The sequence below is a fragment of the Paraburkholderia sp. MM5496-R1 genome (genome assembly GCF_050436205.1).
Taxonomy (GTDB): Bacteria; Pseudomonadota; Gammaproteobacteria; order Burkholderiales; family Burkholderiaceae; genus Paraburkholderia; species Paraburkholderia tuberum.
In genome coordinates this window covers 3,058,159-3,085,077 of sequence record NZ_JBNDLT010000002.1, presented here as the reverse complement: position 1 = coordinate 3,085,077, position 26,919 = coordinate 3,058,159, and the positions used below count along the sequence as shown (strand labels likewise).

At 66.0% G+C, this 26,919-nt stretch carries 26 protein-coding genes and 1 pseudogene; 10 read left to right on the top strand and 17 right to left on the bottom strand.

Features of this window, described 5'->3' with window-relative positions; genetic code table 11:
- Positions 1-27: 27 nt before the first annotated feature.
- From OKW38_RS21300 to mpl, 14 genes and pseudogenes are all read right to left on the bottom strand, one after another.
- Positions 28-969, bottom strand: a complete 942-nt coding sequence (locus OKW38_RS21300; RefSeq protein ID WP_429362944.1) for an SMP-30/gluconolactonase/LRE family protein — start codon at positions 967-969, stop codon at positions 28-30.
- Complete coding sequence (locus OKW38_RS21295; RefSeq protein ID WP_090801880.1) at positions 966-1,766, bottom strand: SDR family NAD(P)-dependent oxidoreductase; 801 nt, start codon at positions 1,764-1,766, stop codon at positions 966-968. The genes OKW38_RS21300 and OKW38_RS21295 overlap by 4 nt, the downstream gene beginning before the upstream one ends.
- Before the next feature lie 51 nt (positions 1,767-1,817).
- Positions 1,818-2,834, bottom strand: coding sequence for an L-arabinose ABC transporter permease AraH (araH, locus tag OKW38_RS21290; RefSeq protein ID WP_184022903.1), 1,017 nt, complete (start codon positions 2,832-2,834; stop codon positions 1,818-1,820).
- Positions 2,835-2,888: 54 nt separating this feature from the next.
- On the bottom strand, positions 2,889-4,445 hold the full coding sequence (gene araG, locus OKW38_RS21285) for an L-arabinose ABC transporter ATP-binding protein AraG (protein ID WP_429362943.1): 1,557 nt from the start codon (positions 4,443-4,445) through the stop codon (positions 2,889-2,891).
- Between the two features lie 207 nt (positions 4,446-4,652).
- Positions 4,653-5,651 (bottom strand): arabinose ABC transporter substrate-binding protein, encoded by a 999-nt coding sequence (locus OKW38_RS21280; RefSeq protein ID WP_187609987.1) that lies wholly within the window; start codon positions 5,649-5,651, stop codon positions 4,653-4,655.
- A gap of 120 nt (positions 5,652-5,771) precedes the next feature.
- The gene (locus OKW38_RS21275; protein WP_429362942.1) at positions 5,772-6,554 is read right to left on the bottom strand and encodes an SDR family oxidoreductase; all 783 of its coding nucleotides are present in this window, start codon (positions 6,552-6,554) and stop codon (positions 5,772-5,774) included.
- Positions 6,551-7,231 carry a 2-dehydro-3-deoxy-6-phosphogalactonate aldolase gene (locus tag OKW38_RS21270; protein ID WP_090801888.1) on the bottom strand — a complete coding sequence of 227 codons (681 nt, stop codon included), beginning with the start codon at positions 7,229-7,231 and terminating at the stop codon, positions 6,551-6,553. Before OKW38_RS21270 ends, OKW38_RS21275 begins: the two co-directional genes overlap by 4 nt.
- Before the next feature lie 45 nt (positions 7,232-7,276).
- On the bottom strand, positions 7,277-8,392 hold the full coding sequence (locus tag OKW38_RS21265; protein ID WP_429362940.1) for a 2-dehydro-3-deoxygalactonokinase: 1,116 nt from the start codon (positions 8,390-8,392) through the stop codon (positions 7,277-7,279).
- Positions 8,389-9,418, bottom strand: a pseudogene (locus tag OKW38_RS21260) (IclR family transcriptional regulator). Before OKW38_RS21260 ends, OKW38_RS21265 begins: the two are co-directional and overlap by 4 nt.
- A gap of 363 nt (positions 9,419-9,781) precedes the next feature.
- Positions 9,782-10,516: a monofunctional biosynthetic peptidoglycan transglycosylase gene (gene mtgA / locus OKW38_RS21255; RefSeq protein WP_184058505.1), complete on the bottom strand. Its 735-nt coding sequence runs from the start codon at positions 10,514-10,516 to the stop codon at positions 9,782-9,784.
- Between the two features lie 25 nt (positions 10,517-10,541).
- The gene (gene aroE, locus OKW38_RS21250) at positions 10,542-11,405 is read right to left on the bottom strand and encodes a shikimate dehydrogenase (RefSeq protein WP_429362939.1); all 864 of its coding nucleotides are present in this window, start codon (positions 11,403-11,405) and stop codon (positions 10,542-10,544) included.
- Complete coding sequence (locus OKW38_RS21245; protein WP_429362937.1) at positions 11,402-13,552, bottom strand: ribonuclease catalytic domain-containing protein; 2,151 nt, start codon at positions 13,550-13,552, stop codon at positions 11,402-11,404. Before OKW38_RS21245 ends, aroE begins: the two co-directional genes overlap by 4 nt.
- A 215-nt stretch (positions 13,553-13,767) precedes the next feature.
- Positions 13,768-14,382 (bottom strand): YqiA/YcfP family alpha/beta fold hydrolase, encoded by a 615-nt coding sequence (locus OKW38_RS21240; RefSeq protein ID WP_429362936.1) that lies wholly within the window; start codon positions 14,380-14,382, stop codon positions 13,768-13,770.
- On the bottom strand, positions 14,379-15,773 hold the full coding sequence (gene mpl / locus OKW38_RS21235; RefSeq protein WP_429362935.1) for a UDP-N-acetylmuramate:L-alanyl-gamma-D-glutamyl-meso-diaminopimelate ligase: 1,395 nt from the start codon (positions 15,771-15,773) through the stop codon (positions 14,379-14,381). The genes OKW38_RS21240 and mpl overlap by 4 nt, the downstream gene beginning before the upstream one ends.
- A gap of 188 nt (positions 15,774-15,961) precedes the next feature.
- On the opposite strand from mpl, the gene OKW38_RS21230 reads away from it, so the two are divergent.
- The 10 genes from OKW38_RS21230 (at position 15,962) to OKW38_RS21185 (ending at position 24,358) form a co-directional block, all read left to right on the top strand.
- The gene (locus OKW38_RS21230; RefSeq protein ID WP_090801898.1) at positions 15,962-16,612 is read left to right on the top strand and encodes a UDP-N-acetylmuramate--alanine ligase; all 651 of its coding nucleotides are present in this window, start codon (positions 15,962-15,964) and stop codon (positions 16,610-16,612) included.
- 19 nt (positions 16,613-16,631) lie between these two features.
- On the top strand, positions 16,632-17,216 hold the full coding sequence (locus OKW38_RS21225) for a TlpA family protein disulfide reductase (protein ID WP_429362933.1): 585 nt from the start codon (positions 16,632-16,634) through the stop codon (positions 17,214-17,216).
- 208 nt (positions 17,217-17,424) lie between these two features.
- A complete protein-coding gene (gene aroQ / locus OKW38_RS21220; RefSeq protein ID WP_090801901.1) occupies positions 17,425-17,880 on the top strand; it encodes a type II 3-dehydroquinate dehydratase in 456 nt (151 codons plus the stop codon).
- Between the two features lie 78 nt (positions 17,881-17,958).
- A complete protein-coding gene (gene accB / locus OKW38_RS21215; RefSeq protein WP_090801903.1) occupies positions 17,959-18,432 on the top strand; it encodes an acetyl-CoA carboxylase biotin carboxyl carrier protein in 474 nt (157 codons plus the stop codon).
- Positions 18,433-18,548: 116 nt separating this feature from the next.
- The gene (gene accC / locus OKW38_RS21210; protein WP_090801904.1) at positions 18,549-19,913 is read left to right on the top strand and encodes an acetyl-CoA carboxylase biotin carboxylase subunit; all 1,365 of its coding nucleotides are present in this window, start codon (positions 18,549-18,551) and stop codon (positions 19,911-19,913) included.
- A 3-nt stretch (positions 19,914-19,916) separates the two neighbouring features.
- Positions 19,917-20,819, top strand: coding sequence for a 50S ribosomal protein L11 methyltransferase (gene prmA / locus OKW38_RS21205; RefSeq protein ID WP_090801906.1), 903 nt, complete (start codon positions 19,917-19,919; stop codon positions 20,817-20,819).
- A 47-nt stretch (positions 20,820-20,866) separates the two neighbouring features.
- Positions 20,867-22,249 (top strand): zinc-ribbon and DUF3426 domain-containing protein, encoded by a 1,383-nt coding sequence (locus OKW38_RS21200; RefSeq protein WP_429362932.1) that lies wholly within the window; start codon positions 20,867-20,869, stop codon positions 22,247-22,249.
- A 72-nt stretch (positions 22,250-22,321) separates the two neighbouring features.
- Complete coding sequence (gene tpx / locus OKW38_RS21195; RefSeq protein ID WP_090801909.1) at positions 22,322-22,822, top strand: thiol peroxidase; 501 nt, start codon at positions 22,322-22,324, stop codon at positions 22,820-22,822.
- A gap of 95 nt (positions 22,823-22,917) precedes the next feature.
- Positions 22,918-23,856 carry a carbohydrate kinase family protein gene (locus OKW38_RS21190; protein ID WP_429362930.1) on the top strand — a complete coding sequence of 313 codons (939 nt, stop codon included), beginning with the start codon at positions 22,918-22,920 and terminating at the stop codon, positions 23,854-23,856.
- 25 nt (positions 23,857-23,881) lie between these two features.
- Entirely contained in the window at positions 23,882-24,358 is a 477-nt protein-coding gene (locus OKW38_RS21185; protein ID WP_184058527.1) for a hypothetical protein, read from the top strand.
- A gap of 224 nt (positions 24,359-24,582) precedes the next feature.
- On the opposite strand, the gene OKW38_RS21180 is transcribed toward OKW38_RS21185, so the two are convergent.
- The 3 genes from OKW38_RS21180 to OKW38_RS21170 all read right to left on the bottom strand — a co-directional run bounded on the left by OKW38_RS21180 (position 24,583) and on the right by OKW38_RS21170 (position 26,864).
- A complete protein-coding gene (locus OKW38_RS21180) occupies positions 24,583-25,194 on the bottom strand; it encodes a histone H1-like DNA-binding protein (RefSeq protein ID WP_429362929.1) in 612 nt (203 codons plus the stop codon).
- A gap of 29 nt (positions 25,195-25,223) precedes the next feature.
- Positions 25,224-25,541: a hypothetical protein gene (locus OKW38_RS21175; RefSeq protein WP_084754174.1), complete on the bottom strand. Its 318-nt coding sequence runs from the start codon at positions 25,539-25,541 to the stop codon at positions 25,224-25,226.
- 87 nt (positions 25,542-25,628) lie between these two features.
- Positions 25,629-26,864 carry a ribonucleotide-diphosphate reductase subunit beta gene (locus tag OKW38_RS21170; protein WP_090805471.1) on the bottom strand — a complete coding sequence of 412 codons (1,236 nt, stop codon included), beginning with the start codon at positions 26,862-26,864 and terminating at the stop codon, positions 25,629-25,631.
- Between the last annotated feature and the right edge of the window lie 55 nt (positions 26,865-26,919).

Here is a 26,919-nt window from a genome sequence, read left to right as displayed (position 1 = left end):
GTGCGGCCGGGGCTGCGTCATTCTGCGCTAGATAGGCGCGCCCTGGAACAGCGGCTCCGCAACACCGCGCCGCGCGAGCGTCGCGACGAACAGGTCGCCCGCGAGCGTGTCGGCCGCGCGCGCCGTCGCATCGAGTTCGGCGTAGGCGCTCGTGATGTACAGCGTGTCGAGCGCCGACTCGCCCTGGGCGCTGCCCGTGGCCTGGCCGAGCGCGGCACCGCCGATCGCGACGCAGCTCGGCTGCGTGGTGGGCACGTCGATGCGCTCGGTTTCCACGCCATCGGGGCCGTAACGCACCACGCGCGCGCCGCCCCATTGCGCGTTCCACAGGCCGCCGTCGCTGTCGACGGTCGAGCCGTCGGGGATGCCGTTCGCATCGGTCAGGCGAGTGAACAGGCGATCGTTCGCGATGCCGCCGTCCGCGCGATAGTCGCACGCGCGGATTTCACGCGTCGGCGAATCGCAGTAGTACATCGTCGCGCCGTCGGGACTGAATGCGATGCTGTTCGAAATCGCCGGCGCTGGCAACGGTAAACGTTCGAGCGACAGATCGTGATTCAACCTATAAAAGCCGGCGACCGTCTGCCGTTGCCCGCTTTCGTCCTTGGTGCCGAACACGAAACGCCCTTGCCGATCGCAGCGGCCGTCGTTGACGCGCGTGTTGAGACCGGGCTCGACGTCGACGATGCGCTGTGTGCTGCCTGTCTGCAGATCGAAAAACGCGAGGTGCGATGCGAGCCCGAGCAGCACGTAGCGCGGGTTTTCGCACAGTGCGAAGGTGGCGAGCCGCTCGGGCATGTCGAACGAATCGCTGCGGCCGTCGGCCGGATCGTAGCGCCACAGCCGCGCGCCTTCGATGTCGGTCCAGTAGAAGCGGCCGCTCCTCGCGCACCAGGTCGCGCCTTCGCCGAGCTCGCATTGCGCGTCGAGCAGCAGCGTGGCCCGCTGCACGCGCGGGCTGGCGCTCACGCCCAGCCTCCGTCGACGACGATGTCCTGCGCGGTGATCATGCGGCTGTCGTCGGCGGCGAGGAACAGCGCCATGCGCGCGAGGTCGGCCGGCATCAGCTCGGCGTCGATGCACTGGCCTTCCTTGATCTGGCGGCGGCCGTTGTCGTCGAGCCACAGGCGCAGCTGCTTGTCTGTCATCACCCAGCCCGGCACCAGCGTGTTGACGCGGATATTGAAGTGGCCGAGGTCGCGCGCGAGCCCGCGCGTCAAACCCTGCACCGCCGACTTCGACATCACGTACACCGGATAGCCGCCGTTCTTCAGCATCCAGCTGATCGAGCCGAGGTTGATGATCGAGCCGCTACGCGCGGCCTTCATGTCCTCCATCACGGCCTGCGCCGCGAAGAACTGATGGCGGATGTTCACGGCGATGCCCGCGTCGAACGACTCGCGCGTCACGTCGCCGATCTGATGGCGCTTGTCGTTCGCAGCGTTGTTGATGAGCACCTGGATCGGACCCAGCGCGGCCTTCACGTCGGCGATCGCTTTTTGCAGCGCGTCGACGTCGGTCAGATCGCAGGCCAGAAACAGCGGCTTGTGCTTCGAATCGCCGAGCTGGTCGGCGAGCGCTTCGCCCGCGCTCGCGTCGATATCGAAGAACGCGACGCGCGCGCCCTGCGCCGCGAAGTGCTCGACGAACGATGCGCCGATGCCGGTCGCGCCGCCCGTGATCAGCACCGTACGGTCGACGAGGCTCGGATAGCGCGCGTACGCGGTGTCAGCGAGGCTGGCGTTTGCATTGGCCGGAGACGACATCGTTCGATTCCTTTATGAGCTTGGATGTGCTTGGGATGGGGTGAAAGCGACTCAATCGCGCGAGCCGCGGTTCTTCAACTGGTCGAGCAACACGGCCGCGAGCAGGATCGCGCCGCGCACCAGGTACTGATAGAACGCGTCGATGTTCAGCAGGTTCATCACGTTCTCGACCGTACCCATGATCAGCACGCCGATCACGACGCCGGAAATCGTCGCGCGGCCGCCCAACAGCGACACGCCACCGAGCACGCACGCGGAGATCACGTTCAGCTCGAAGCCTTCGGCGGCGTTCGGCTGACCCGACGTGATACGCGACGCGAGAATCACGCCGGCAAGCGCGGTGACGGCGCCCTGGATCAGAAAGATGTAGACGCGCGTGCGCTCCACGTTGATACCGGCGAGCCGCGACGCTTCCGGATTACCGCCGATCGCCAGCGTATTGCGGCCGTACACGGTCTGGTTAAGCATCACGCCGAACACGATGAAGCAGATCAGCGTGACCCAGATCGGCAGCGACACGCCGAAGAACGTCAGGCCGCCGAGCGCGATGAACGTATCCGACGACACGCCGACCGCCTGCCCATGCGACACGATGAAGCCGAGGCCGCGGACGATTTCCATCGTCGCGAGCGTCGTGATCAGCGCGTTGATGCGCAGATAAGCGATCACCGCGCCGTTGACGAAGCCGATCACCGCGCCCGCCGCGACCGCCGCGATGATCGCGATGACTGTGCTGTTGGTCGCGTTGAGCACCATCGCGCACAGCACGCCGGCGAACGCGACGGTCGAGCCGACCGACAGGTCGAAGTCGCGCGACGCGAGACAGAACATCATCGTGCACGCGACCATGCCGATCTGCGAGATCGACAGCGCGAGGCCGAGCATGTTCTCGATCGAGAAGAAATGATCGACGGTCAGCGACATCGTGACGAACATCAGGATGAAGATCACGATCAGGCTGTATTCCGTGATCTGCTGCCACCATTTGGCCTTGTCGCCGGTCTGCGGAATCAGCGCGTCGGCCGCGCTCTTGGCGGTCTGCTGCGCGAGGTTTTCTCTGGCTTGCATGTTCAATACTCCTCCCCGTTCCCCACGGGTTGCGGACTCACGTCCGGATAAGGTTCAGGCCGCGCGCGACGCGCTCTGGTTGGCGGCATTGGCATTCGCGTTTTCAGGCAGAGCGGTCGAGCTTTGCGGCAGCGCAAGGCTCAGCACCGACTGCTCGGTCGCGTCCTTGCGCGCGAGCTCGCCGGAAATGCGGCCCTGGCGCATCACGATGATCCGGTCGGACACGCCGAGCACTTCCGGCAATTCCGACGAAATCATCACGATCGCGCAGCCGCGCTCCGCGAGCTGATAGATGACGTTATAGATCTCGTGTTTCGCGCCGACGTCGATGCCGCGTGTCGGTTCGTCGAGAATCACGACTTTCAGATCGGGCTCGGCGAGCCAGCGCGACAGAATCGCCTTCTGCTGGTTGCCGCCCGACAGGAAGCGGATCTTCTGCCGCCGATGCGGCGTCTTGATCTTCAGCAGCTTGATGAAACGGTCGGCCGTCTGCGCCTCCTTCTTGCGATCGAGAAACACGCCCGCGCGCAGATAGTGACGGCGGCAGCTGATGTTGATGTTCTCCGCGACGCTCGCCATCGCGACGATGCCCTCTTCCTTGCGATCCTCGGGGCACAGCACGATGCCGTGCTTAATTGCCTCGCCCGCGCTGCGCACCTTGATCGGCTTGCCGTCGAGTATGAGTTCGCCGCCCTTGCGATGCTCGGCGCCGTACACCAGATGCATCAGCTCGCTGCGGCCCGCGCCGACGAGTCCGAAGAAGCCGACGATCTCGCCGCGCCGCACCTCGAAGCTCGCCGGCTGCGCGAGCGGATGACCTTCGATCGCCTTCGCCGCGAAACGCACTTCGCCGAGCGGCCGCGCCGAATAGCTATAGATGTCCGAAATTTCGCGCCCGACCATCTCACTGACGATCGTGTCGCGCGACACGCCTTCTAGCGTCGGATGCGACGCGACCTTGCGGCCGTCGCGGAAGATCGTGCACGCGTCGCACAGCTCGTAGATCTCGTCCATCCGATGCGAGATGTAGATCATCGCGCGGTTGTCGGCGCGCAAATCGCGCACCAGCTTGAACAGCACCTCGGTCTCGCGGTGCGACAGCGAGCTGGTCGGCTCGTCGAGCGCGATGACGCGCGCGTTGCGCATCAGCGCCTTGCAGATTTCGACCATCTGCCGCTGCGCGATCGACAGCTTGCGCAGCTTCGCGTTCGGATCGAGCGCGACGCCCATCGCTGCGAGCCGCTCACGCACGAAGCGCTTCGCCTCGCGCTTGTTGACCCAGCCGAGCGCATTGGGCAGTTGGCCGAGCAGCAGATTTTCCGCGACCGTGAGGTCGGGCACGTACTGCAGTTCCTGGTGAATCACCGCGATGCCGGCACCGATCGACGCGGCCGCGCTCGGAAAGCGCACCTCGTTGCCGTCGATCATCATGCGGCCCGAATCGGGCTGATACTCGCCGCCGAGAATTTTCAGCAGCGTCGATTTCCCGGCGCCGTTTTCGCCCATCAGGCCGTGCACCTGGCCGACGTTGACGTCGAAGGACACGCCGTCGAGCGCACGCACGCCTGGAAAAACCTTGCCGATATTGTCAAAACGTAGCGTCGCTGACACTTCGCCTCCTTGTCGACCGGAGTTAGCGCTTTAGCGCTTACTCTGGTCCCATGCAAGATATTGCTGCCTCATGTTGACCGTACGCGTATCGCGGACGGTCCGTCTGTCTACCGCAGATCTTCTCTCGCCGCCGGCGTGCGGTCCCCTGCGCCAGGCAGGGAAAGCGACGCGCCGGCGGTGTACTTCATACCACCGCCAGTCTTGCGACTACTTCGACGCGAGGCCCATCTTCTCGCGCACTTCGCCGACGTTGTCGCGCGTCGCCAGCATGCCGGTCGTCAGCGTCAGCAGCGGCGGTTCCTTGCCCTGCGTGATCCACGCGTACATCAGTTCCGAGGTTTCCTCGCCGTGGCGCTTCGGGCTGATGATCACGGTGCCGTAGAAGCCCGTCGGCTGCGGCTTCTTGAACTCGTTCATCGCGGACTCCGAACCGCCGATGCCGATGCCGATCATGTTGTCGGCCTTGAAGCCACGGCCTTCCGCCGCGCGCACCGCGCCGAGCACGCCTTCGTCGTTCAGCGCGTAAGCGACCCAGTGCTTGAACTGCGGGTTCTTCGTCAGCGCGATGTTGGCGGCGTTGAACGCGTTTTCCGTGTCGGTCTTCGCCTGCGGCGCGGTGACGATGTTCGCTTTCGGGAAGCCCGCGGCGACCAGCGCGTCGGTCGCGCCGGTGGTGCGGTCATGCGCGGTCGGCAACTGCTCGTAGGTCACGTCGATCGCGCCGACGTCCTTCATGTCCCAGCCGCGCTTCTTGATTTCAGCCGCGATGCCGTCGCCGACCTGCTTGCCGATGTTATACGCCGAGATGCCCATGTGCGGCACCGCTTCGATCGGCTTGCCCGCGCCGTCGACGAGGCGGTCGTCGACCGTCATCATCTTCAGGCCGTCGGCCTTCGCCTTCGCGACGATGCCCGGCCCGAGCTTGACGTCGGGCGTGCAGATCACGAAGCCCTGTGCCTTCTGCGCGGCGAGGTTATCGATCGCGCTCATCACCTTCTCGCCCGACGGCGCGCCGATCTTCACGAGCGTGAAGCCCTTCTGCTTGGCGGCGATCTCGGCGAACTTCCATTCGTCCTGGAACCACGGCTCTTCCGGCTGCTTCACGAGGAAGCCGATCTTGACCGAATCGGCGGCCTGTACGACCGGTGCGTTGAAGAGCACACCCGCCGCCGCCGCTGCCAGCGTGAGGAAAATTCTGCGTTTCATAATGCGTGTCTCCTGACTAATTGATAACGAGAAGGTAATCGGCCGCGTCTTCTTGTACCGGTCTGACACACGCGGCCAGCGCGTCGTCCGGTGTTTTGTGCGTCTTTTGGCGACGCAAATTCAGTCGTGATACAGCGCCGAGCGTCCGCCATCGACGGTAATGCAGCTCGCGTTGATGAACGGCGCCTCGTCCGACGCGAGGAACACCGCGGTCATCGCCACCTCCTCCGGGCGGCCGATGCGCTTCATCGGCTGCAGATCGAGTGTCGCCTGCTGCGCGGCGGCCGGATCGGACTGCTCGTTCCACCAGTCGTGCGTCAGCTGCGTTTCGATGTAGCCCGGCGCGATCGCGTTCACGCGCACGTTGCGCGGCGCGTACTCGATGCCGAGCGCGCGCGTGAGGCCAATCACGCCGTGCTTCGCGACCGGGTACGGAAAGCAGCCCGGAATGATCTTGAACGCGTGCGTCGACGCGATGTTCACGATGCTGCCCGCGCCACGCTCGACCATGCCCGGCAGCACCGCGCGACAGCCGTTCCACACGCCGTCGAGATCGACCGCGAAGCAGCGCCGCCAGTCGGCGTCGGTCATCGTCAGCGGATCGCAGAACACGTTGATGCCCGCGTTGTTGACGAGGATGTCGAGCGCGCCGAACGCGCGTTCGCCTTCGCTGACCGCGTGCCGCACCGACGCGGATTGCGTCACGTCGGTCTGCACCGCGAGCACGCGCGCGCCGGCGCCAACGTCTGCGTCGATCTGCGCGGCCGTGCGCTGCGCCGTGTCGAAGTCGAGTTCCGCCAGCACGACCGCCGCGCCCTCGCGCGCGAACGCCAGCGCGATCGCCGCGCCTATGCCTCGTCCAGCGCCCGTCACGAGAGCGGCTTTGCCGGCGAGCCGGTTCATTTCTTCACGCCCGCGCGGGCGATCCGCAGACCGTTGATGAACGCCTTCGCATGCGACGCGGTCACCGCCGCGCTCTGGCCCGGCTTGTACAGCGCGGAGCCGAGGCCGAAACCGTTCGCGCCGGCGCTCAGGAACGGCCCCATGTTGTCCGGCGTGACGCCGCCGACCGGCACGAGCGGCACCTGCGCGGCGATCACCGCGCGCCATGCCTTGACGACCTGGCAGCCGAGCTGCTCGGCGGGGAACATCTTCAGCACGTCCGCGCCGTTCTTCAGCGCAATGAACGCCTCGGTCGGCGTCGCGACGCCGGGCGCGCAGGCGAGGCCCCGCGCCTTCGCGGCGATCACGACTTCCGGATCGCTGTGCGGCATCACGATGAGTTCGCCGCCCGCGGCCTTCACGTCGTCCACGAACAGCGGATGCAGCACCGTGCCCGCGCCGACGATCGCGTCGGCCGGCAGCACCTTGCGGATCGCCGAGATGCTGTCGAACGGCTGCGGCGAATTGAGCGGTACTTCGACGATGCGAAAACCGGCTTCGTACAGGGCCTGACCGTGATCGGCCGCGTCGGCGGGCGTGACGCCGCGCAGGATCGCGATCAGCGGACAGGCTTCGAACGCGGCGATCAGACCCGCGTGCGGCATGTACGGTGCGGGCAGATTGATGTGTGGTTGCATGTCGGTTCCTTGTTTCGTGAGCGTCGTAAAGGGCTCTGCCGCCGGTCAGCACGCGCGCGCCGCCTGGGCGGACGGCCGGACCAGCCCCGCTTCGACGGCGACGCGCCACAGGCCGCGTTCGGTTGCATGCCTGACCGGCTCCGCGCGCAGACAGCCGAATTGCGCGAGCGCGAGGCGGTAGCGCTCGCACAGCGCGTCGTTGCCGATCAGCCGCAGACTCTGCTGCGCGAGCGAGCTGCCTTGCTGCGCGAGTACCGCTTCGAGGCCGGCGAGTTCGTGCCCGATCAGCAGGCCCGACAGATAGTCCGGCTGTGCCTCGCTCGACAGCGCGCCGGTCAAGCCGAGCGTGCGCGTGCTGAACACGGTCGCGAGCACGCCTGCCTGGCCCTGCTCGCGCGCGATGTTCACGCCGCGCAGAAATGCTTCGGTATCCGGGCGATCCGGCGTGACCATCGTGCGGCCGAGAATCGTGTGCTCGCGCAGCGCGGCGAACACCTCGCCGGTCATGAACGTATGAAAACGCTCGATGCGCTCCGCCTGCACGACCGCCCATTTCGCGTGCGTGCCGGGCAGGCCGATCAGCGAGCGGGCGTTGCTGTCGACCGAGTTCGCGTCGTGCACGCCGTCCGCGTCCGCGCTGAGCGCGCCGAAAATTTGCGTCTCCTCGCCGCGCATCACGTTCGGCAATTCACCGCGTTGCAGCACGCCCGGCACGATATGCAGCGTCGCGCCGCGCGCGGTCTGCACGCGGACGATACCGGCCACCAACGCATCGGCGTTCGCGGGTGTCTCGACATACGGCGCTTCGAGCCAGCCCTGCGCGCTGCCGACCATCCCCGCCGCGATCACCGGCACGCCGCGCGCATGGTCGAGCCATGCGCCGCAGGCGTCGTCGAACGCGGCGTCGAAGCCGCCCTCGGCCGCGCTACGCGGCAGATTCATGATGCCGGCCGTCGATGCGCGCGTCGCCAGCACGCGACCGTGCGCGTCGAACAGATAGGCGCGCAGCGACGTCGTGCCCCAGTCGAGCGCGATCAGCGCGGCGTGCGTGAAATCGACGGCGGCGGTATCGGCGGCGGCGGTCGCGTCGGGCTTCACGCCCGAGGTGGGCGCGGCGGACGCCCGGTGGTTCGCCGGCGTGGCGGTGCCCGCTTGTTTCATCGCTTGATCCTGCGCGTGGCCGGTCGCGGTGCGCGCCAACCGAGTTCTTCCGAAATCGCGCGCGCCTCGCGCTGCACGACCGGAATCAGTTCGTCCATCCGTTCGAGCGGCATATAGGGAATCGTGCTGGCCACCGACAACGCCGCGACGATCGCGCCCGACGCATCGCGCACCGGCGCCGCGACGCAACGGATCGCCGCTTCGTTCTCTTCGAGATCGAACGTGTAGCCGCCGGCCGCGTAGTTCGTCATGCGCTGCAGGAAGGTCGGCGCATCGGGGCGGTTGTCCGGCTTGAAGCTGACGCCTGCGAGCGCGCGGCGCGACGCGTCGAACAGCGACTGCCATGCGTCCGGCGCGAGGTCGAGCATCATCGCCTTGCCGATGCCGGTCGACGCGAGCGGCATCCGATGGCCGACGCGCGAGCGCATTTCGAGGCCGCGCGTGCCGGGGATCTTGTCGATGTACAGCACGTCGTCGCCGTCGCGCACGCCGAGGTGGATCGTGTCGCGCGTCTGCTCGGCCAGCGACTCGAGGTGCGCACGCGCGACGGCGGTCAGCGGCATCTGTTCGAGCGCGATCGTGCCGAGCTCGATCAGCTTCGGCCCGAGCAGATAGCCGCCCTGCACCTGGCGCAGATAGCGCGCCTGCACGAGGCTGCTGACGAGCCGGTGCGTGGTGCTGCGGGTCGTGCCGAGCGCGGCGCCGAAGCTGCGCAGATCGCGCACAACCGGCCGCGGCCGCCTCGAGAATCGCAAGGCCGCGCAACAGCGTCTGCGTGCCGGCCTGCTGCGGCGTGATTTCCAGCAGCGTGACCGGCAGCCCGAGACCGTCGACGGTCGCCGCGCGCGCCACCGGGCGCGACGCCCTCGCGGTAGCGGACGCACTGGCGGCGACATTGGCGGTGACGGCTGAAGCCTCGCGCGGCGCGGAATTCAGCGCCGGATTCGCGGCACTGTTCGGCCCGCCGTTCGAGCCCTGCGCGGCCTCGGTCGCGCTGGCGGCGGGAGTGGGCATCGCTTTGTTCATGGCGATTCGCCTTCGGATGGTTTCTGCGCTTAGCGCGCGGGGCCGGAGAACAGGGCGGAAACGGGTGCGGCGCCGCGCTCGCGCGGCTGCTGTGGTTGGCTGCCAGACATGGTCGGTCTCGTCTCCGGTTTTTTTTCTGTCGCTGTTCGCTGTTTCGGCGCGCTGGGGCGCCGACTTGCGATGCATGTTGGCTTGGATTGTAGGGCGACTTTTGAGAATCACCAATATGTGAATGTTGAGTCCATATAGTGAGATTTTAGTGGGCGATCGAGTGTTTAGCGAACTGTCACGGTCGCGGTCTGCTGACGAAAAAAGCCCGCGCGAGGCGGGCTTCGAAGCAGGACAACGAGATCGAGGGCTCTTTCAATCCGGCAATTCAGCCGCGCCCATCCGCCGCGCAATCACGCGCGCGCGTTGCGTGAGATACGCCGAATTTCTGTGTTCATCGAAATACCTGGGGCGTGGCAGCATCACCGCGAGCCGCGCCGACTGCGCGGCCGTGAGCTTGCTCGCCGAGGTCTTGAAGTAGTACTGCGCGGCCGCCTCGGCGCCGTACACGCCGCTGCCCCATTCGACCGAGTTCAGATAGATCTCGAAGATGCGCTGCTTGTCCATCAGCGTTTCGAGCATCCACGTGATGATCAGCTCCTGGCCTTTGCGGATATAGCTTTTCTCGCGCGACAGAAACAGGTTGCGCGCAAGCTGCTGCGAGATCGTCGAGCCGCCGCGCACGATCCGGCCTTGCGCCTTGTTGCGCTCCCACGCCTGCAGGATCGCGTCGGTTTCGTAGCCTTTGTTGTTGACGAAGTTCGCGTCTTCGGACGCGATGATCGCGCGCTTCAGGTTGCGCGAAATCTGCTCGTACGGCACCCACGTTCGCTGCACCGACAGATCCGGCCGGTCCTGCGACAGACGCCATGCGTCCGAGCGCATGAACGCGGTCGAGCGCGGATTGACGACGTTCCAGATTGCGATCTGCGCGAAGTAGTACGCCTGCGTCGCGAGCCAGGCGATGGCCACGACCGCGGTCAACCAGGCGAGCCAGCGCAGCGGGCCGGACTGGCCGCGTGAACCGCTGGCGCGACGCGTCGCTGTCATGGTGCGTGCTATCCGCGCGCCGACGTCACGCGGGCGACGGCGCCGTCAGCAGCGCGCGCAATTCGGCGAGCACCGGCGCACTGTCCGGACGCACGCCGCGCCACACATGGAACGATTCGGCGGCCTGCTCGACCAGCATGCCGAGTCCGTCGGCGCCGCGCGCGCCGAGTTTCGCCGCGTGCTGCATGAAGATGGTCGGATGCGCGCCGTACATCATGTCATAGGCGAGCGTGCCGTTGCCGAACGCGCAATCGTCGCACTCGGGCAGCGACGCATCGAGGCTGCCCGCGGTCGCGTTGACGATCACGTCGTACCGGCCCGCTTCGATCGCGCGCGCGCTGCCGCCGGTCAGACGGCAGTGCGCGCCGCTGGCAGCCTGCGCGAACTGGTCGACCAGCGCCTCGGCCTTCTGCGCCGTGCGATTGACGATCGTCAGCGTATGCGGTGCGCGCTCGAGCATCGGCAGCACGACACCGCGCGCGGCCCCGCCCGCGCCGAGCAGCAGGATGCGCGCGCCCTTCAGCGACACGCCGAGATTCACCTCGATGTCGCGCACGAGGCCGACGCCGTCCGTGTTGTCGCCGTAGATGCCGTCGGCGTCGACCCGCAGCGTGTTGACCGCACCCGCCGCCGCCGCGCGCGGCGACAGCGTATTCGCGAATGCATGCGCGTCGAGCTTGAACGGCACCGTCACGTTCAGGCCGCGTCCGCCCGCTTCGATGAACGCGCGCACGTGCGGCACGAACGCGTCGAGCGGCGCGAGCAGATGACCGTACTCGACCGGCTCGCCGGTTTGCGCGGCGAAGCGGCCGTGGATGAACGGCGACTTGCTATGCCCGACGGGGTTGCCGATGACCGCGTAGCGCTCGCGCGTTGGGTTGCCGCTCATCGTCCCGGCTCCGTGATGTGTTGGTCGTTGTCGGCGTTGTTCGCGGCGTCGTTGCCGTCGCCGGTCGCCGCGGATTCGTCTGCGCTGGGGTTGTCGTTGGGATTGCCGCCGTCGGCTTCGGCTTCGGCTTCGGCTTCCGCTTCAGCTTCGGCTTCGCTTTCGGCGCTGTCGTCGGATGCGTCGAGCAACTCTTCCTCGCTCTCGTCCTCGCCTTCTTCGGCTTCGGCGCCGCTCGTCACGGTCGGTGCATCGAGCACGTGCAACAGACGCACCGACGCTTCGATCGTCAGTTCATCGATCGACATGACTTCCATCTGCAAACGCGTGCCGCGCGCATGCACGCCGAGGCCCGGCACGTGCAGCAGCAGCGGAATTTCCTCGAGACGCACGAGGTCGCCCTTCACGACCGACGCGACCACCTGCTTGCGGTTTTCCTGCGTGAGCCAGCGCAAACACCAGAAGTACTCCATGCGACGCTGATAGTCGGCGTACGCGGTGTAGGTGTCGTCGAAGCCTTGCACGACCGCGAACAGATCGGCGTCCTTCGGCTTGAATGGCGCGGCGAGCTTGGCGGTCACGCCATGCTGCACGCACGCGATCAGCTGCCACTGATTCACGAGGTCGACGTAGCGGCGCAGCGGCGACGTGCTCCACGCGTACTGCGTGACGCCGAGCCCTTCGTGCGGCGCGGCGTTGGTCTGCATGCGCGTGCGCTTCGGGCCGCTCGGCACGCCGAACGCGCGCTGCGTGCGATAGATGCCCGGCACGCCGTGATCGTGCAGGAATCCGCCCCACGACGAGTTCGCGAGAATCGCCAGCTCGGCGACGATCGTGTCGAGCGGCGAGCCGCGCCGACGCGGCGTAATCGTGACGTGCTCGCCGTCGACGTAGAAATTGAAGTCGGTATTGCGCTGCACTTCGCGGCGCAGGCCGTAGCCGGCGCGCGCGGTCTGGCGCTTTTCGAACAGCGCTTGCGCGAACGGCCACAGCACGGCGATATCGTCCTTGTGCGGATACTCGCCGGTGCCCTCGGCGAGCGCCTTCTCGGTGACGATTTCGTCGAGCGTGTTGTGGCGCAGATTGTTCTTCACGAACACGCTCTCGGCGCGCGTTTCGCTCGCGACGATCTCCTGCGTCTCGCGATTGACGATCACGTACAGCGACAGCGCCGGCCGATACCCACCCTCGGCAAGCGTGAAGGTGTCGACGACGCTGTCGGGCAGCATCGTGATCTTGTCGCCGGGCATGTAGACCGTCGACAGACGCGCGCGCGCAATCGCATCGACTTCGTCGCCACGCTGGATGCCGAGCGCCGGCGCGGCGATGTGCACGCCGATGCGCACACGGCCGTCGGCCAGATGCTCGACCGAGAACGCGTCGTCGATTTCGGTCGTGGTGATGTCGTCGATCGAGAACGCCTCGACGTCCGCCTGCGGCAGATCGTCGGGCACGTTCGCGGCCGCGACGGACGGGAAGCCGGTGCCGTGCGGGAAGAACTCGGACAGGAACTTCGCTTCGTGCAGCGCGCGCGGCGACGCGATCGCGCCGCATTCGAGCATCAGCCGCGCCTGCGAGATGCCGCGCGCGGCCGCGGCGCCCTCGAGCGCCTTGTACTCGATCGTGTTCTTGTCGGGCTTCGTCAGGAGCGCGAGCCCCTTGCCGCCCGCGAACGCTTCAGGCAGACGGCCTGCCTTCAGCTCTTCCTCGTACTGCGCCTGCACGAGCGCCTGCTGACGCTTGCGCTCGAGGCCCGCGAGCGCCATCTTCAGTTGCTCTTGCGGCGCGCGCTGGTACATGCCGCGGCCCTTGCGGCGGAAGTACACCGGCGAGCCGTGCATGCGCAGCACCAGCGCCGCGCGCTCGATCGCGCCGAAGCTCGCGCCGAAGTACTCGGCGCCCAGCGTCGCGAACGGGAATTCATCGTCCGGCGCGCATTCCCACAGGAAGTCCAGATCGATCTCTTGCGCCAACGCGTCGGCCTGCTGCATCAGTTCGGCCGCGGTGGGCTTCTCGAACTCGATCAGCACATCCTTCGCGCGCACCTTCGCGCGCCGCCCGCCCGGCAACTCGACCTGAAACGCGTCGCCCTGGCGCGACAGCACGCTGCCGGCCTTGAAACTGCCCGATTCCTCGAAGAAGACGTTCACTCAATACTCTCGTTCTGACTTGCGTCTGCCGTCGCGCCCGACGCCCTGTGGCGATCGATCACTGCATGCGCGGCACGGCAACCTGTTCGTGATAGTGAATCCGCGGCGCGCACTGCGCGTGCCAGCGGGTTGAATCTTGCGACCAGCGGTGGCGGTCGGTGTGCCTCTCTGACTGACGTCCTGGCAGGGTTCGGTGCCGCCGCCCTTGCATGCCGTCAGGCCGCCGCGCGCGGCGCCGGCGGCTCGACATATTCGGCGTCGCAAAAGGCCAGCACGTCGCCGAGATACTGCGCAAACTCGCTGATCGCGTGGTCGCTGCCCTCGATCAGCGTGGTGCGCGCGCCCGGATAGTGCGCGAGCATTTCGCGGTAGTCGAGCACTTCGTCGCCGGTGGCTGCCATCAAATAATAGCGTTCGGGCTGCGTGATCGACGCCACGCCGAGCGCGCGCAATTCATCCAGATGATGCGGCTCGACGACGATGCTGCCGCCACCGTGCCACAACGGCTGCTCGCCGAGATACGCGCTCAGGTCGCGCTGCGGCACGACCGCCGGGTTCAGCAGCACGGCCGGCCAGCCGTGTTTCTCGGCCAGATGGGTGGCGAAGTAGCCGCCGAGCGAACTGCCGATCACGGTCACCTGCCGCGCATCGCCCTTCGCGCGTGCGTCGGCGACCAGCGATTCGGCGAGCGCCACGGTCTCGAACGGCGACACCGGCAGCATCGGGCAGCACCACTCGTCGGCGCGGCCCAGCTCGGCGAGACGCGCCGCGAGCAGGCGCGCCTTGAACGAATTCGGCGACGAACGGAAACCGTGCAGATACAGAATCACGACGCGCCTCGCGTCGAAAGACCGTCGAGCAGTTTCTGATGCACGCCGCCGAAGCCGCCGTTGCTCATCACCAGAATCTGGTCGCCGGGGCGCGCCGCGTGGACCACCGCCTTCACGAGCGCGTCGAGGTTGTCGAACGCCTGCGCCTTGCCGTCGAGCGGCGCGAGCGCTTCGCCGAGGTTCCAGCCGAGCGCGTCGCGCCCGCTCGGCGCGCCGTAGCCGAACACGAGATCGGCGTCGGCGAGGCTCGCCGGCAGTTGCGCTTTCATCACGCCGAGCTTCATCGTGTTCGAGCGTGGTTCCAGCACCGCAAGGATTCGCGTGTTGTCGCGGCCGACCCGCGCGCGCAGGCCGGCCACCGTCGTCTCGATCGCGGTGGGGTGATGCGCGAAGTCGTCGTACACGGTCACACCCTCGACGCTGCCACGCACTTCCATGCGGCGCTTCACGTTGCGAAAGCCGGACAGCGACTTCGCGGCCTGCGCGGGCGGCACGCCGACATGGCGCGCGGCGGCGATCGCGGCGAGCGCGTTCAGGCGGTTATGCTCGCCCTGCACCTGCCAGTCGACCACGCCGACGCGCTCGCCGTTGTGATAGACGGCGAAGCGTTCGTCGACGGGCACGCCCTGCTGCGCCGCCTGGATCTCCCAGCCGCCCTGGACGCCGAAGCGCTCGACCTCGCTCCAGCAGCCGCGCGTCAGTACGCGCTCGAGCGCGTCCTCGCGGCCGTTCGTGACGACGCGGCCGAGGCGTGGCACCGTGCGGATCAGATGATGGAACTGCGTTTCGATCGCGGCGAGATCAGGGAAGATGTCGGCGTGATCGAATTCGAGATTGTTCAGCACCGCCGTTTTCGGGCGGTAATGGACGAACTTCGAGCGTTTGTCGAAGAATGCGGTGTCGTATTCGTCGGCTTCGATCACGAAGAAGCTCGAATCGGTGAGCCGCGCCGACACGCCGAAATTCAGCGGCACACCGCCGATCAGGAAGCCGGGGTTCAGGCCCGCGTCTTCGAGCAGCCAGGTCAGCATCGAGCTCGTAGTGGTCTTGCCGTGCGTGCCGGCCACGGCCAGCACCCATTTGCCGTTCAGCACGTGCTCGCCGAGCCACTGCGGACCGGACACGTACGGCAGGCCGCGGTCCAGAATGGCTTCAATCAGCGGGTTGCCGCGCGTGACCACGTTGCCGATCACGAATAGATCCGCGTTCAGGCCGTTCAGTTGGTCCGCGTCATAACCCTCGATCAGACCGATGCCTTGCGCCTCGAGCTGCGTGCTCATCGGCGGATAGACGCCGGCGTCGCAGCCGGTCACCGTGTGGCCCGCATTGCGCGCGAGCACCGCGAGACCGCCCATGAAGGTGCCGCAGATGCCGAGGATGTGGATATGCATAAGCCTGTCGTGCCGCGGGGGCGTTTCTTGCGAGGGATGAGAGAGCCACAGGACGGTCGGAACGTCCGTCTGCAAAGGACGCCTATTGTAACCGACGCGACGCGCGCTGCCCCCTGCCGGCCACGCCAGGCGCCGCCCCGTGCGGGCCGCCGAACCGCGTCGCAGGCTCGATCGAGTATCATGCAAGGATGGTCCGCAAATCACATTTCGATCCGCAGCGCGTGCGCGAGGAAATCGCAATCGCGGCGGCACGCCTGATTGCCGAAGACGGCCTGGATTACGCCAGCGCGAAGCGCAAGGCGGCCCGGCAGGTCGTCGGCGAGACTCGTGTTGCCGGCGAATGGCTGCCGGACAACGATCAGATCGAAGAAGAAATCCGCGAATATCAGTCGCTGTTCCAGAGCGACAGCCAGCCGGCGCTGCTGCGGCGCCTGCGCATGATCGCGGTCGACTGGATGGAGCGGCTCGCGCCGTTCAATCCGTATCTGACGGGCGCGGTGCTCGGCGGTACGGCCGGCGAGCATTCGGATGTGCATCTGCAGGTGTTTTGCGACAACCCGAAGGAAGTCGCGATCTACATGCTCAATGCAAACATCCAGTATGACGTGTCGGAAACGCGCCACTTCGCGGGCCGCGGCTACGTGGAGACGCTGAGCTTTCTGTGGCGCCCCGCGGGCGAGCGCAACGCCGAGCCGGTCGGCATCCACGTCGCGCTGTACGAAACCGACGACCTGCGTGGCGCGGTACGCGCCGACGCGCGCGGCCGCACGGCGCGGGCCAATTTGCCGGCGGTGCAGGCGCTGCTCGACGGCGACGAAGTGCCGTCCTTCACCAATTGATCAGACAGAACGGAGCACGATGAATACGAGACGTATGCTGGCGGGCGCGCTCGTCGCGCTGATTGCCGCGGGCGGCGGCGTACTGGCCAATCACTGGCTCAATCGCGGTTCCGACGTCGCGAACGCGGCGCAGGCCGGAGCGCAGGCCGGGGCGCAGGCCGTAGCGCAGCCTGCCACCTCTGCGAGTCCCGTGCAGCAACTGTGGACCGCGCCGGTCACGAACGTCGACGGCAAACCGCAGTCGCTGAACCTGCTCAAGGGCCACCCGATCGTCGTCAACTTCTGGGCGTCGTGGTGCGCTCCGTGCGTCGAGGAAATGCCGGCGCTGTCGCAGATCCAGCGCGAGTACGCGAAGAAAGGCATCCAGTTCGTCGGCCTCGGCGTCGACTCGGAAAAGAACATCCAGACCTTCCTGCAGAAGGTCAAGGTCGCGTACCCCATCTACGTGACCGGCTTCGGGGGCGCCGACCTCGCGCGCGCGTTCGGCAACAATGCGGGCGGTTTGCCGTTTACCGTCGTGATCGACGCAAAAGGCAACATCCGCTCGACAAAATTGGGCCAGATCGACCCGACGGCGCTGCGTCAGACGCTCGACGCGCTGTAAATTTCCCGATTTCCCACGCTATGCTTTTTGGCATGCGATTCCGTGCAGAACGAGCAAAAATACGCGGATAATTCCCGAATTTGAGTGAAGTTGGACCCAAGGCTGCGCGGCGGCCCGCGCCGGCCGTCGCCGCGTACGCGCGCGAAACTAGACAAGTTTCTCTAATCAGCGCTAAAGTGCGCGCAATTCCACGGAAAAAGAAGCGACCATGACGCGACTGCTGGTACTGCACGGACCCAACCTCAATCTTCTCGGCAGCCGGGAACCCGAGGTCTACGGTCGCGTGACCCTGCCGCAGATCGATCAGGCGCTGGCGGACCGCGCAGCCGACGCAGGCGTCGAACTCGCGTCGTTTCAGAGCAATCACGAAGGCGCACTGGTCGACCGTATTCAGGCGGCCCGCACCGAGCAAACCGATTTCATCCTGATCAATCCCGCCGCGTACACACACACGAGCGTGGCCATTCGCGACGCACTGGCGGGGGTCGGCATCCCGTTCGTCGAGATTCATCTGTCGAACGTGCATCGCCGCGAACCGTTCCGGCATCACTCGTATTTCTCCGACCAGGCTGAGGGCGTCATTTGCGGCCTCGGCTGGAAGGGGTATCTGTACGCGCTCGAATTCGCGCTCGACCGGCTCGCGGCCGGGTCGTCGCGCGGCTGAATCCAAACACGTCCAATTTGAGCTGGCTACTGCGACTTGCACACGCCGGCACACTACGCATTGAAAAGGGGCAACCTGATGGATCTACGTAAACTCAAAACTCTGATCGACCTCGTCTCGGAGTCCGGTATTTCCGAACTCGAAGTGACCGAGGGCGAAGGCAAGGTCCGCATCGTCAAGAATGCGCCGCCGGTTTACGTCCAGCCGTCCGCCTCATACGCCGTACCGCAATTCGCACAACCGGCACCGTTCGGCGCTGTCGAAGCACCGGCAGCCCCCGCGGGCGCTCCGGCCACGCCGGCCGCCGCCGCACCGCAGGGTCACGTCGTCACCTCGCCGATGGTCGGCACGTTCTACCGCGCGCCGTCGCCGGGCGCCGATCCGTTCGTGCAGGTCGGCGACACGGTCAAGGAAGGCCAGACCATCTGCATCATCGAAGCGATGAAGCTGCTCAACGAGATCGAGTCGGACAAGTCCGGCGTGGTCAAGGAAATCCTCGTCGAAAACGGCCAGGCGGTCGAATACGGCCAACCGCTGTTCGTGGTCGGCTAACGCGGCACGCACGATTTGCCGCCCGCGCGCCGCTCGTCCCGAGGCGCGCGACCGATCCTCTGCGGCAGCCGGCGTCGTGACCGACCCGGCGCCCATTGATGAGTCGAAAACCCGCTATGTTTGAAAAAATCCTCATTGCCAATCGTGGCGAGATCGCGCTTCGTATCCAGCGCGCCTGCCGCGAGCTCGGCGTCAAGACGGTCGTCGTCTATTCGGAAGCCGACAAGGAAGCCAAGTACGTGAAGCTCGCCGACGAGGCGGTCTGCATCGGCCCGGCACCGTCGAATCTGAGCTATCTGAACATGCCCGCGCTGATCAGCGCGGCCGAAGTCACCGACGCCGAAGCGATCCACCCCGGCTACGGCTTCCTGTCGGAGAACGCCGACTTCGCCGAGCGCGTCGAGCAGTCCGGCTTCACTTTCATCGGCCCGCGTCCGGAAACGATCCGCATGATGGGCGACAAGGTCACGGCCAAGCAGACCATGATCAAGACCGGCGTGCCTTGCGTGCCGGGTTCGGAAGGCGCGCTGCCGGACGATCCGAAAGAAATCGTGAAGATCGCCCGCCAGGTCGGCTATCCGGTCATCATCAAGGCGGCGGGCGGCGGCGGCGGCCGCGGCATGCGCGTGGTCCACACGGAAGCGGCGCTCGTCAACGCGGTCATCATGACCCGGGAGGAAGCCGGCCGCGCGTTCGGCAACCCGCAGGTCTACATGGAGAAATTCCTCGAGAACCCGCGGCACATCGAAATCCAGGTGCTGGCCGACTCGTTCAAGAACGCCGTGTGGCTGGGCGAGCGCGACTGCTCGATGCAACGCCGTCACCAGAAGGTGATCGAGGAAGCGCCGGCGCCGGGCATCGCGCGCCGTCTGATCGACCGCATCGGCGATCGTTGCGCGGACGCGTGCAAGAAGATGGGCTATCTCGGCGCGGGCACCTTCGAGTTCCTGTATGAGAACGGCGAGTTCTACTTCATCGAAATGAACACGCGCGTGCAGGTCGAGCATCCGGTGACCGAACTGATCACCGGTGTCGACATCGTGCAGGAACAGATCCGCATCGCGGCCGGCGAGAAGCTCACGTTCCGTCAGCGCGACATCCAGTTCCGCGGCCATGCGATCGAATGCCGGATCAACGCCGAAGATCCGTTCAAGTTCACGCCGTCACCGGGACGCCTGACCTCGTGGCATATGCCGGGCGGTCCCGGCATCCGCGTCGATTCGCACGCCTACAATGGTTATTTCGTGCCGCCGAACTACGATTCGATGATCGGCAAGCTGATCGCTTACGGCGCCACGCGCGAACAGGCGATCATGCGGATGCGCATCGCGCTGTCGGAAATGGTGGTCGAAGGTATTCAGACCAACATCCCGCTGCACCGTGAGCTGATGCTCGACGCGAAGTTCGTCGAAGGCGGCACCAGCATCCACTACCTCGAAAACCGGCTGGCCGCGCGTCAGCAGGTCGCGGAAGAAGCGTAAGTCATGAGCTATCGGGAACTGGTTGCCGAACTGGCGCGCGAGCACGCGGAGGAGTTGTCCGACGCGCTGCTCGAGCTGGGCGCGCTGTCGGTATCGGTCGAAGACGCCGACGCCGACACGCCCGACGAGCAGCCGCTGTTCGGCGAGCCCGGCCTCACGCCGGATCGCACGGCATGGCAGCATTCGCGGGTGATCGCGCTGCTCGCGCCGGAACACGATCCGGCCGTGCTGCTGACCGCCGCGGCCAACGAGATCGGACTCGATGCCGCGCCGGCATATACCGTGCGCGAGGTCGAGGAGCAGGACTGGGTGCGGCTCACGCAGTCGCAGTTCGATCCGATCCAGATCGGCGAGCGCATCTGGGTCGTGCCGTCGTGGCACGATGCGCCGGACCCCGACGCGCTCGTGCTCGAACTCGATCCGGGTCTCGCGTTCGGCACCGGCAGCCACCCCACTACGCGTCTGTGCATGGAGTGGATCGAGCAGTCGATCAAGCCCGGCCAGTCCGTGCTCGACTACGGCTGCGGCTCGGGCATCCTCGCGATTCTCGCGAAGAAGTGCGGCGCCGATCCGGTGATCGGCATTGATATCGATCCGCAGGCGGTCGAATCGGCGCGTCACAATAGCGAACGCAATCACGCCGAAGTCACCTATGGCCTGCCCGACGCCTGTCCGGCCGGCGAATTCGACGTCGTGGTCGCGAACATTCTCTCCAATCCGCTCAAGCTGATGGCGTCGATGCTGTCGTCGAAGGTGAAGCCGGGCGGCCACATCGCGCTGTCGGGCATTCTCGCCCGCCAGGCCGAGGAGGTCGCGCAGGTCTACGCGCGCTGGATCGATATCAGCGTGTGGCGCGAACATGAAGGTTGGGTGTGCCTCGCCGGAACGCGCCGCGAAAGCAATTAGAATAAGGCGTATTGTCAACCTAACGGCCTCAGGCTCAACGGCTCGATATGCACCTGGCGACGCGTTGCCCCTTCTGCGAAACTGTCTTCCTTCTGCAACCGGCGCAGCTTGCGCAGCGCCGCGGCCTCGTGCGGTGCGGGCATTGCCAGCAAGTCTTCGACGCGTCGAGCAGTCTGTTCGACGTCTCCGAAGGCGGCGATTTTTCCACGGCCAAACCGGTTGCCGCCGCGGCGGCAATCGAAGCGCTGTCGGGTGTGCGGCAACCCAACCCGGACTTCAGCGGGGTCGCGTGGGACCCATGGGCGCCGGCTTCGGAACAAGACTCCACCAGCATTTCCCGCAGCACGCTGGATGCCCGTTTGCGCGACCACGTGAGCAGCGTGCCGCTCGCGCCGCTGCCGCCTGGCGGCAACGAGCACGCACCCGTCGCATCGGACACTCCTCGCCAGGCGACCGAACCGGAATTGCGCGCCGGCGCTTTCACGGCACCGCTACCCGCGGACGATGAGCCGACGCTGGCCGACGCGCCGCTCGAACCCTTCGCCTATCCCGCCGACAATGCGGTCGATGAACCACCTGTCGTCCCGCCCACCGCGCCTGCTCCCCCACCGCGAGTCGAAGACGAAGCGCCGCGCGTCTGGCACAAGATCGAACGCCCCGAGCCGTCCACGCTCGATGAACCGGCGCTGCGCGAACCAGCAAGTCTGCATGGCATGCCCGACAACGAGCCGCACTTCGGCCCGGTCGGTGGGGGCGTGGGCGGCTTCGGCGCCGCCGCAGGCATGGCTGCCGCAGGTGCTTCGGGCGCCGGCGGTCCCGGCGGCCCGCGCCCGCCGGGCGGTCCGTCGCTCGCCCCATCGAGCGGCGAACCGTTCTCGGTCAATCCGCCCGTCAGCGATGGCGACGATCCGTTCCCGGTCGTGCGCGAAACCCGCCCGGTGGACGCCGGACGCGTCGGCTGGATCGTCGCCGGTGTGGTGCTCGCCGCGCTGCTCGTCATTGCGCTGCTCGCGCAACTCGCGTGGTGGCAACGCGAGACCGTGATGGTCAACCTGCCGCGCTCGCAGATCCTGTACGCGCAGGCCTGCGCGCATCTCGGCTGTCAGCTGACGCCGCCGCACGACCTCGAAGGCTTGCTGGTCGAGCCGTCCGATCTGCGGCAGATCGACGGCCCGCACAAGCTCGAGTTGAAGATGCCGCTGCACAACCGCCTGAACATCGCGCTCGCCTACCCCGCGATCGAACTCACGCTGCTCGACGATCAGAACAACGTCGCCGTGCGGCGCGTGCTGTGGCCGCAGGATTACGTGCCGCCCGGCACCGTGATCGCGTCCGGCCTGCCCGCGCACGCGACGCAGACGATGATCGTGCACCTCGACACCGGCAGCGCGATTGCCTCCAATTTTCGCGTACAGATTTTTTATCCGTAACGCACCCTCGCGCGCCCGCTCCCGAGCGGGCGCATCATTGTCATCACTGAAGCCCTTTTCGGAGCACAACACATGAGTCAAGTCACGCTGGGCGGCAACCCGATCGAAGTAAGCGGCACGTTCCCGTCGGTCGGCCAGCAGGCCGCCGCATTCTCCCTGATCGGCCGAGACCTGAAGCCGCTGACGCTCGCCGACTTCGCCGGCAAGCGCAAGGTGCTCAACATCGTCCCGAGTCTCGACACGCCGACCTGCGCGACGTCGACGCGCAAGTTCAACGAAGCCGCCGCGAAGCTCAGCAACACGGCCGTCATCGTCGTGTCGGGCGACCTGCCGTTCGCGGCGTCGCGCTTCTGCACGACCGAGGGCATCGAGAACGTGGTGACCGCGTCGACGTTTCGCGGCCATGAGTTCGCGCAAGCGTACGGCGTCGACGTGACGAGCGGTCCGCTGACCGGCCTGACCGCGCGCGCGGTCGTCGTGCTCGACGAAAACGACAAGGTCGTGCACGCCGAGCTGGTCGGCGAGATCAAGAACGAGCCGAACTACGACGCAGCGCTCGCCGCGCTGAAGTAAGCCCTCTCGCGCGCGAACCACGGCGCCGCGCCTCGCGCGCGGCGCCGTCGGCGCGGCGCGTCTCTTCCCACCGCTTTCATACAGGAACGCTCGCCTTGGCTACGCTCATCTGCGGCTCGCTCGCGTACGACAACATCATGACCTTCGAAGGCCGCTTTCGGGAGCACATCCTGCCGGAGCAGGTCCACATCCTGAACGTGAGCTTTCTCGTGCCGACCATGCGTCGCGAGTTCGGCGGCTGCGCGGGCAACATCGCCTATGCGCTGAATCTGCTCGGCGGCGAGGCACGGATCATGGGCGCGATCGGCGCCGTCGACGCACAGCTCTATCTGGACCGGCTCGCGCAGCTCGACCTGTCGACGGAAAACGTGCTCGTCGTGCCCGACACCTACTCGGCGCAGGCGATGATCACGACCGACCTCGAGAACAACCAGATCACCGCTTTCCATCCGGGCGCGATGATGCAGTCGCATCAGAACCGCGCCGACGAAGTGGCGGGCCTGACGCTCGGCATCGTCGCGCCGGACGGCTATGACGGCATGGTCCAGCACTCCGAACAGCTTGCCGCCGCAGGCGTGCCGTTCATCTTCGATCCGGGCCAGGGCTTGCCGCTGTTCGACGGCGAGACGCTGCGGCGCATCATTGAACTTGCTACTTATGTAGCGGTCAACGATTACGAAGCCGCGCTGGTGAGCAACAAGACTGGCTGGTCGATCGAACAGATCGCCGGCAAGGTCGACGCGCTGATCATCACTCTCGGCGAGAAGGGTGCGCAGATCCATCACGGCGGCGGTATCGAAGAGATTCCGGCGGTCACGGCCAGGCAGGTGCTCGATCCCACCGGCTGCGGCGACGCGTTTCGCGGCGGCTTGCTCTACGGTATCGAGAAGGGTCTCGGGTGGGCCACGACCGGCCGTCTCGCCAGCCTGATGGGCGCACTGAAGATCGAGCATCAAGGCCCGCAAAACTACGCGCCCAGTCGGGCGGAAATCAACGAGCGGTTCAAGCAGGCCTTCGGATACGACCTGCACTGATATCGCGTGCTATGGGAGTTTGGGAATGAGAACATCGAGTCGCCTGATCGTCGTCACCTTGTTCGCCGGTTCGCTGGCCATGTCGGGGTGTGCGGTCAACAGCAGCTCTCCCGACGTTTTCACCGCCTCGCAGGCGCAGCGTGAACAGACGGTTCGCATGGCCACGGTGGAGAGCGTGCGCGCGGTGCGGATCAGCACGAACGACGGTCAGCCGATCGGCATCGGCGCACTCGGTGGCGGGGCGCTCGGCGCGCTAGCCGGCAGCACGATCGGCGGCGGACGTGGCTCGGTCGCGACGGGTATCGTCGGCGGTATCGGCGGTGCGGTCGCCGGCAATGCAATCGAAAACCGCGTCGCCATGCGCGACGGTATCGAAATCACCGTGCGCCTCGACAACGGCGACATGCGCGCCGTCACCCAAACTGCTACCGGCGAAATCTTCCGCGCAGGCGATCGCGTGAGGCTGCTGTCGAGCGGCGGCGTCACGCGCGTCACACACTAAGCGCACCTCCCGCGCGGCGGCGCGTAGTTCAGCGCCGCGACGACGACTTCACACGCATGGGTCCTCACGGGTCCATGCGTGTTTTTTCTTTTCGGGACGACGGGCAAAAAAAACCCGCCACCGGCACACCGGTAACGGGTCATTGACCGGGTGGCGCCCGCAAGAAATCGAGCACGACCCGGTCATCCGGCACATCGTACGATGTGTCGACTTACTGCTACTGCTTACGGACGGCTGCCCGTCGGGAACGGCCATGCCGCTGCCGGGTTCAGCGCGGTCTTCACCGTCGCCGCCGGTGCGCTCGAGACAGCAGGCGCAGCGGGAGCAGGCGCGGCCTTCTTGGCGACAGCCTTCTTCGCAGGGGCAGCCTTCTTCGCAGGCGCAGCGGCCTTCTTCGCGGCAGCCTTCTTGGCAGGTGCAGCTTTCTTGGCTGCAGCCTTTTTGGCAGGCGCCGCCTTCTTGGCAGCGGCCTTCTTCGCCGCGACCTTCTTCGCCGGTGCTGCCTTCTTCGCTGCGGCCTTCTTCGCCGGTGCTGCCTTCTTCGCTGCGACCTTCTTCGCTGCGACCTTCTTCACCGCGGCTTTCTTTGCCGGTGCTGCCTTCTTCGCCGCGACCTTCTTGGCTGCAACCTTCTTCGCCGCGACCTTCTTCACTGCGGCTTTCTTCGCCGGTGCTGCCTTCTTCGCTGCAACCTTCTTCGCGGCGACCTTCTTCACTGCGACCTTCTTCGCGGCGACCTTCTTGGCCGGAGCAGCCTTCTTAGCCGGAGCAGCCTTCTTTGCTGCGGTCTTCTTTGCTGCGGGCTTCTTGGCCGCGGCCTTCTTTGCAGTTGCCATCATTTTCTCCTTCAGGTTTTCAGATGAGGTCAGTTCAAACTACACCCTTCGTCAAAACCCGCTTCCCGCGGACGCTTCTCAGGGCGCGCGCTACGAAGCGGGCTATTCATCGGCGTACGCAGGTGCGGCGCGCTTACGCTAATGAATGCGGTAAGGCGCGCCGTGCCCGAAGGCACCGCGCGCCAAATCTGGTCGGCGTCGCAAGGCGACGCCGGCAATTGCTTGATCGGGCCGCCGGCAACGACGCCAGCGGCTTTTTCCGGGGGGAAGTTTGCCCATCCCACTGAAGGGTCCGCAAAGTGCCTGTCATGTTTGTGGGCCGTCAAGGCACCGGGCACGCTTTGCATCAGGCCGTTCTGCTCCTAACCCGGGGCGCCGCGGCCACAGGCGGCGGCATCCCCATCAATGAATACATCCGCGATACGAATCCCGGCTTACTCCCAGGAAAGCGCACCGCCAGTCTGATATTCGATCACTCGCGTCTCGAAGAAATTGCGTTCCTTCTTCAGGTCGATCATCTCGCTCATCCACGGGAACGGGTTTTCCTCGTTCGGGTACAGCGGATCGAGACCGATCTGCTGGCAACGGCGGTTGCAGATGAAGCGCAGATAGCTCTTGAACATCGACGCGTTGAGGCCGAGCACGCCGCGCGGCATCGTATCTTCGGCGTAGCGGTATTCGAGCTCGACCGCCTGCTGGAAGATCGCGCGAATTTCGGCGCGGAATTCGGCCGTCCACAGGTGCGGGTTTTCGAGTTTGATCTGGTTGATCAGGTCGATGCCGAAGTTGCAGTGCATCGACTCGTCACGCAGGATGTACTGGTACTGCTCCGCCGCGCCGGTCATCTTGTTCTGGCGGCCGAGCGCCAGGATTTGCGTAAAGCCGACGTAGAAGAACAGGCCTTCCATCACACAGGCGAACACGATCAGCGAGCGCAGCAGCGTCTGGTCTGCTTCGAGCGTACCGGTCTTGAAGGCCGGGTCGGTCAGCACGTGGATGTACGGAATCAGGAATTCGTCTTTCGCGCGGATCGACGGGACCTCGTGATACGCGTTGAAGATTTCGCCCTCGTCCAGACCGAGCGACTCGACGATGTACTGGTAAGCGTGCGTGTGGATCGCCTCTTCGAACGCCTGGCGCAGCAGGAACTGGCGGCATTCGGGCGCCGTGATGTGGCGGTAGGTGCCCAGCACGATGTTGTTGGCGGCGAGGGAATCTGCCGTCACGAAGAAGCCGAGGTTGCGCTTGACGACGCGGCGCTCGTCTTCGGTCAGCCCGTTCGGGTCTTTCCACAGGGCGATGTCGCGCGACATGTTCACTTCCTGCGGCATCCAGTGGTTGGCGCAACCCGCCAGATACTTTTCCCAAGCCCACTTGTACTTGAACGGCACCAACTGATTGACGTCAGTCTGGCCGTTGATGATGCGCTTGTCGGCGACATTGACGCGCGCTTCGGAAGCGGCCGCCGCGTTGGCAACCGCGTTGCCAATATGAGCGACGGGAGCGACAGCGACGTCGTTCGCGAAGACTTCTTGAGCGGAGGGAGCATGCGGAGCGGAACGCGTTCCGATTTGCGAATCAACAGCCGACCCCGCAGCGTTGCGCAACACGTTCGGTTGCGTCGCGCTCGAGGGAGTTACGGCAGTGATCTCGTCATCCCAGTTGAGCATAAATGTCACCATCAATTTAGAACGGTTTGTACCATCTTTTCACGAGCGATAAAAG

Excerpts from the sequence above, each read along its gene's own strand:
- accB (WP_090801903.1), top strand. The coding sequence starts at position 17,959 with ATGGATCTACGTAAACTCAAAACTCTGATCGACCTCGTCTCGGAGTCC.
- OKW38_RS21225 (WP_429362933.1), top strand. The coding sequence starts at position 16,632 with ATGAATACGAGACGTATGCTGGCGGGCGCGCTCGTCGCGCTGATTGCC.
- aroQ (WP_090801901.1), top strand. The coding sequence starts at position 17,425 with ATGACGCGACTGCTGGTACTGCACGGACCCAACCTCAATCTTCTCGGC.
- OKW38_RS21180 (WP_429362929.1), bottom strand. The coding sequence starts at position 25,194 with ATGGCAACTGCAAAGAAGGCCGCGGCCAAGAAGCCCGCAGCAAAGAAG.
- OKW38_RS21230 (WP_090801898.1), top strand. The coding sequence starts at position 15,962 with ATGGTCCGCAAATCACATTTCGATCCGCAGCGCGTGCGCGAGGAAATC.
- OKW38_RS21175 (WP_084754174.1), bottom strand. The coding sequence starts at position 25,541 with ATGCAAAGCGTGCCCGGTGCCTTGACGGCCCACAAACATGACAGGCAC.
- OKW38_RS21275 (WP_429362942.1), bottom strand. The coding sequence starts at position 6,554 with ATGAACCGGCTCGCCGGCAAAGCCGCTCTCGTGACGGGCGCTGGACGA.
- accC (WP_090801904.1), top strand. The coding sequence starts at position 18,549 with ATGTTTGAAAAAATCCTCATTGCCAATCGTGGCGAGATCGCGCTTCGT.
- OKW38_RS21265 (WP_429362940.1), bottom strand. The coding sequence starts at position 8,392 with ATGAAACAAGCGGGCACCGCCACGCCGGCGAACCACCGGGCGTCCGCC.
- mtgA (WP_184058505.1), bottom strand. The coding sequence starts at position 10,516 with ATGACAGCGACGCGTCGCGCCAGCGGTTCACGCGGCCAGTCCGGCCCG.
- prmA (WP_090801906.1), top strand. The coding sequence starts at position 19,917 with ATGAGCTATCGGGAACTGGTTGCCGAACTGGCGCGCGAGCACGCGGAG.
- OKW38_RS21200 (WP_429362932.1), top strand. The coding sequence starts at position 20,867 with ATGCACCTGGCGACGCGTTGCCCCTTCTGCGAAACTGTCTTCCTTCTG.
- araH (WP_184022903.1), bottom strand. The coding sequence starts at position 2,834 with ATGCAAGCCAGAGAAAACCTCGCGCAGCAGACCGCCAAGAGCGCGGCC.
- OKW38_RS21185 (WP_184058527.1), top strand. The coding sequence starts at position 23,882 with ATGAGAACATCGAGTCGCCTGATCGTCGTCACCTTGTTCGCCGGTTCG.
- OKW38_RS21280 (WP_187609987.1), bottom strand. The coding sequence starts at position 5,651 with ATGAAACGCAGAATTTTCCTCACGCTGGCAGCGGCGGCGGCGGGTGTG.
- tpx (WP_090801909.1), top strand. The coding sequence starts at position 22,322 with ATGAGTCAAGTCACGCTGGGCGGCAACCCGATCGAAGTAAGCGGCACG.
- mpl (WP_429362935.1), bottom strand. The coding sequence starts at position 15,773 with ATGCATATCCACATCCTCGGCATCTGCGGCACCTTCATGGGCGGTCTC.
- aroE (WP_429362939.1), bottom strand. The coding sequence starts at position 11,405 with ATGAGCGGCAACCCAACGCGCGAGCGCTACGCGGTCATCGGCAACCCC.
- OKW38_RS21295 (WP_090801880.1), bottom strand. The coding sequence starts at position 1,766 with ATGTCGTCTCCGGCCAATGCAAACGCCAGCCTCGCTGACACCGCGTAC.
- OKW38_RS21170 (WP_090805471.1), bottom strand. The coding sequence starts at position 26,864 with ATGCTCAACTGGGATGACGAGATCACTGCCGTAACTCCCTCGAGCGCG.
- OKW38_RS21270 (WP_090801888.1), bottom strand. The coding sequence starts at position 7,231 with ATGCAACCACACATCAATCTGCCCGCACCGTACATGCCGCACGCGGGT.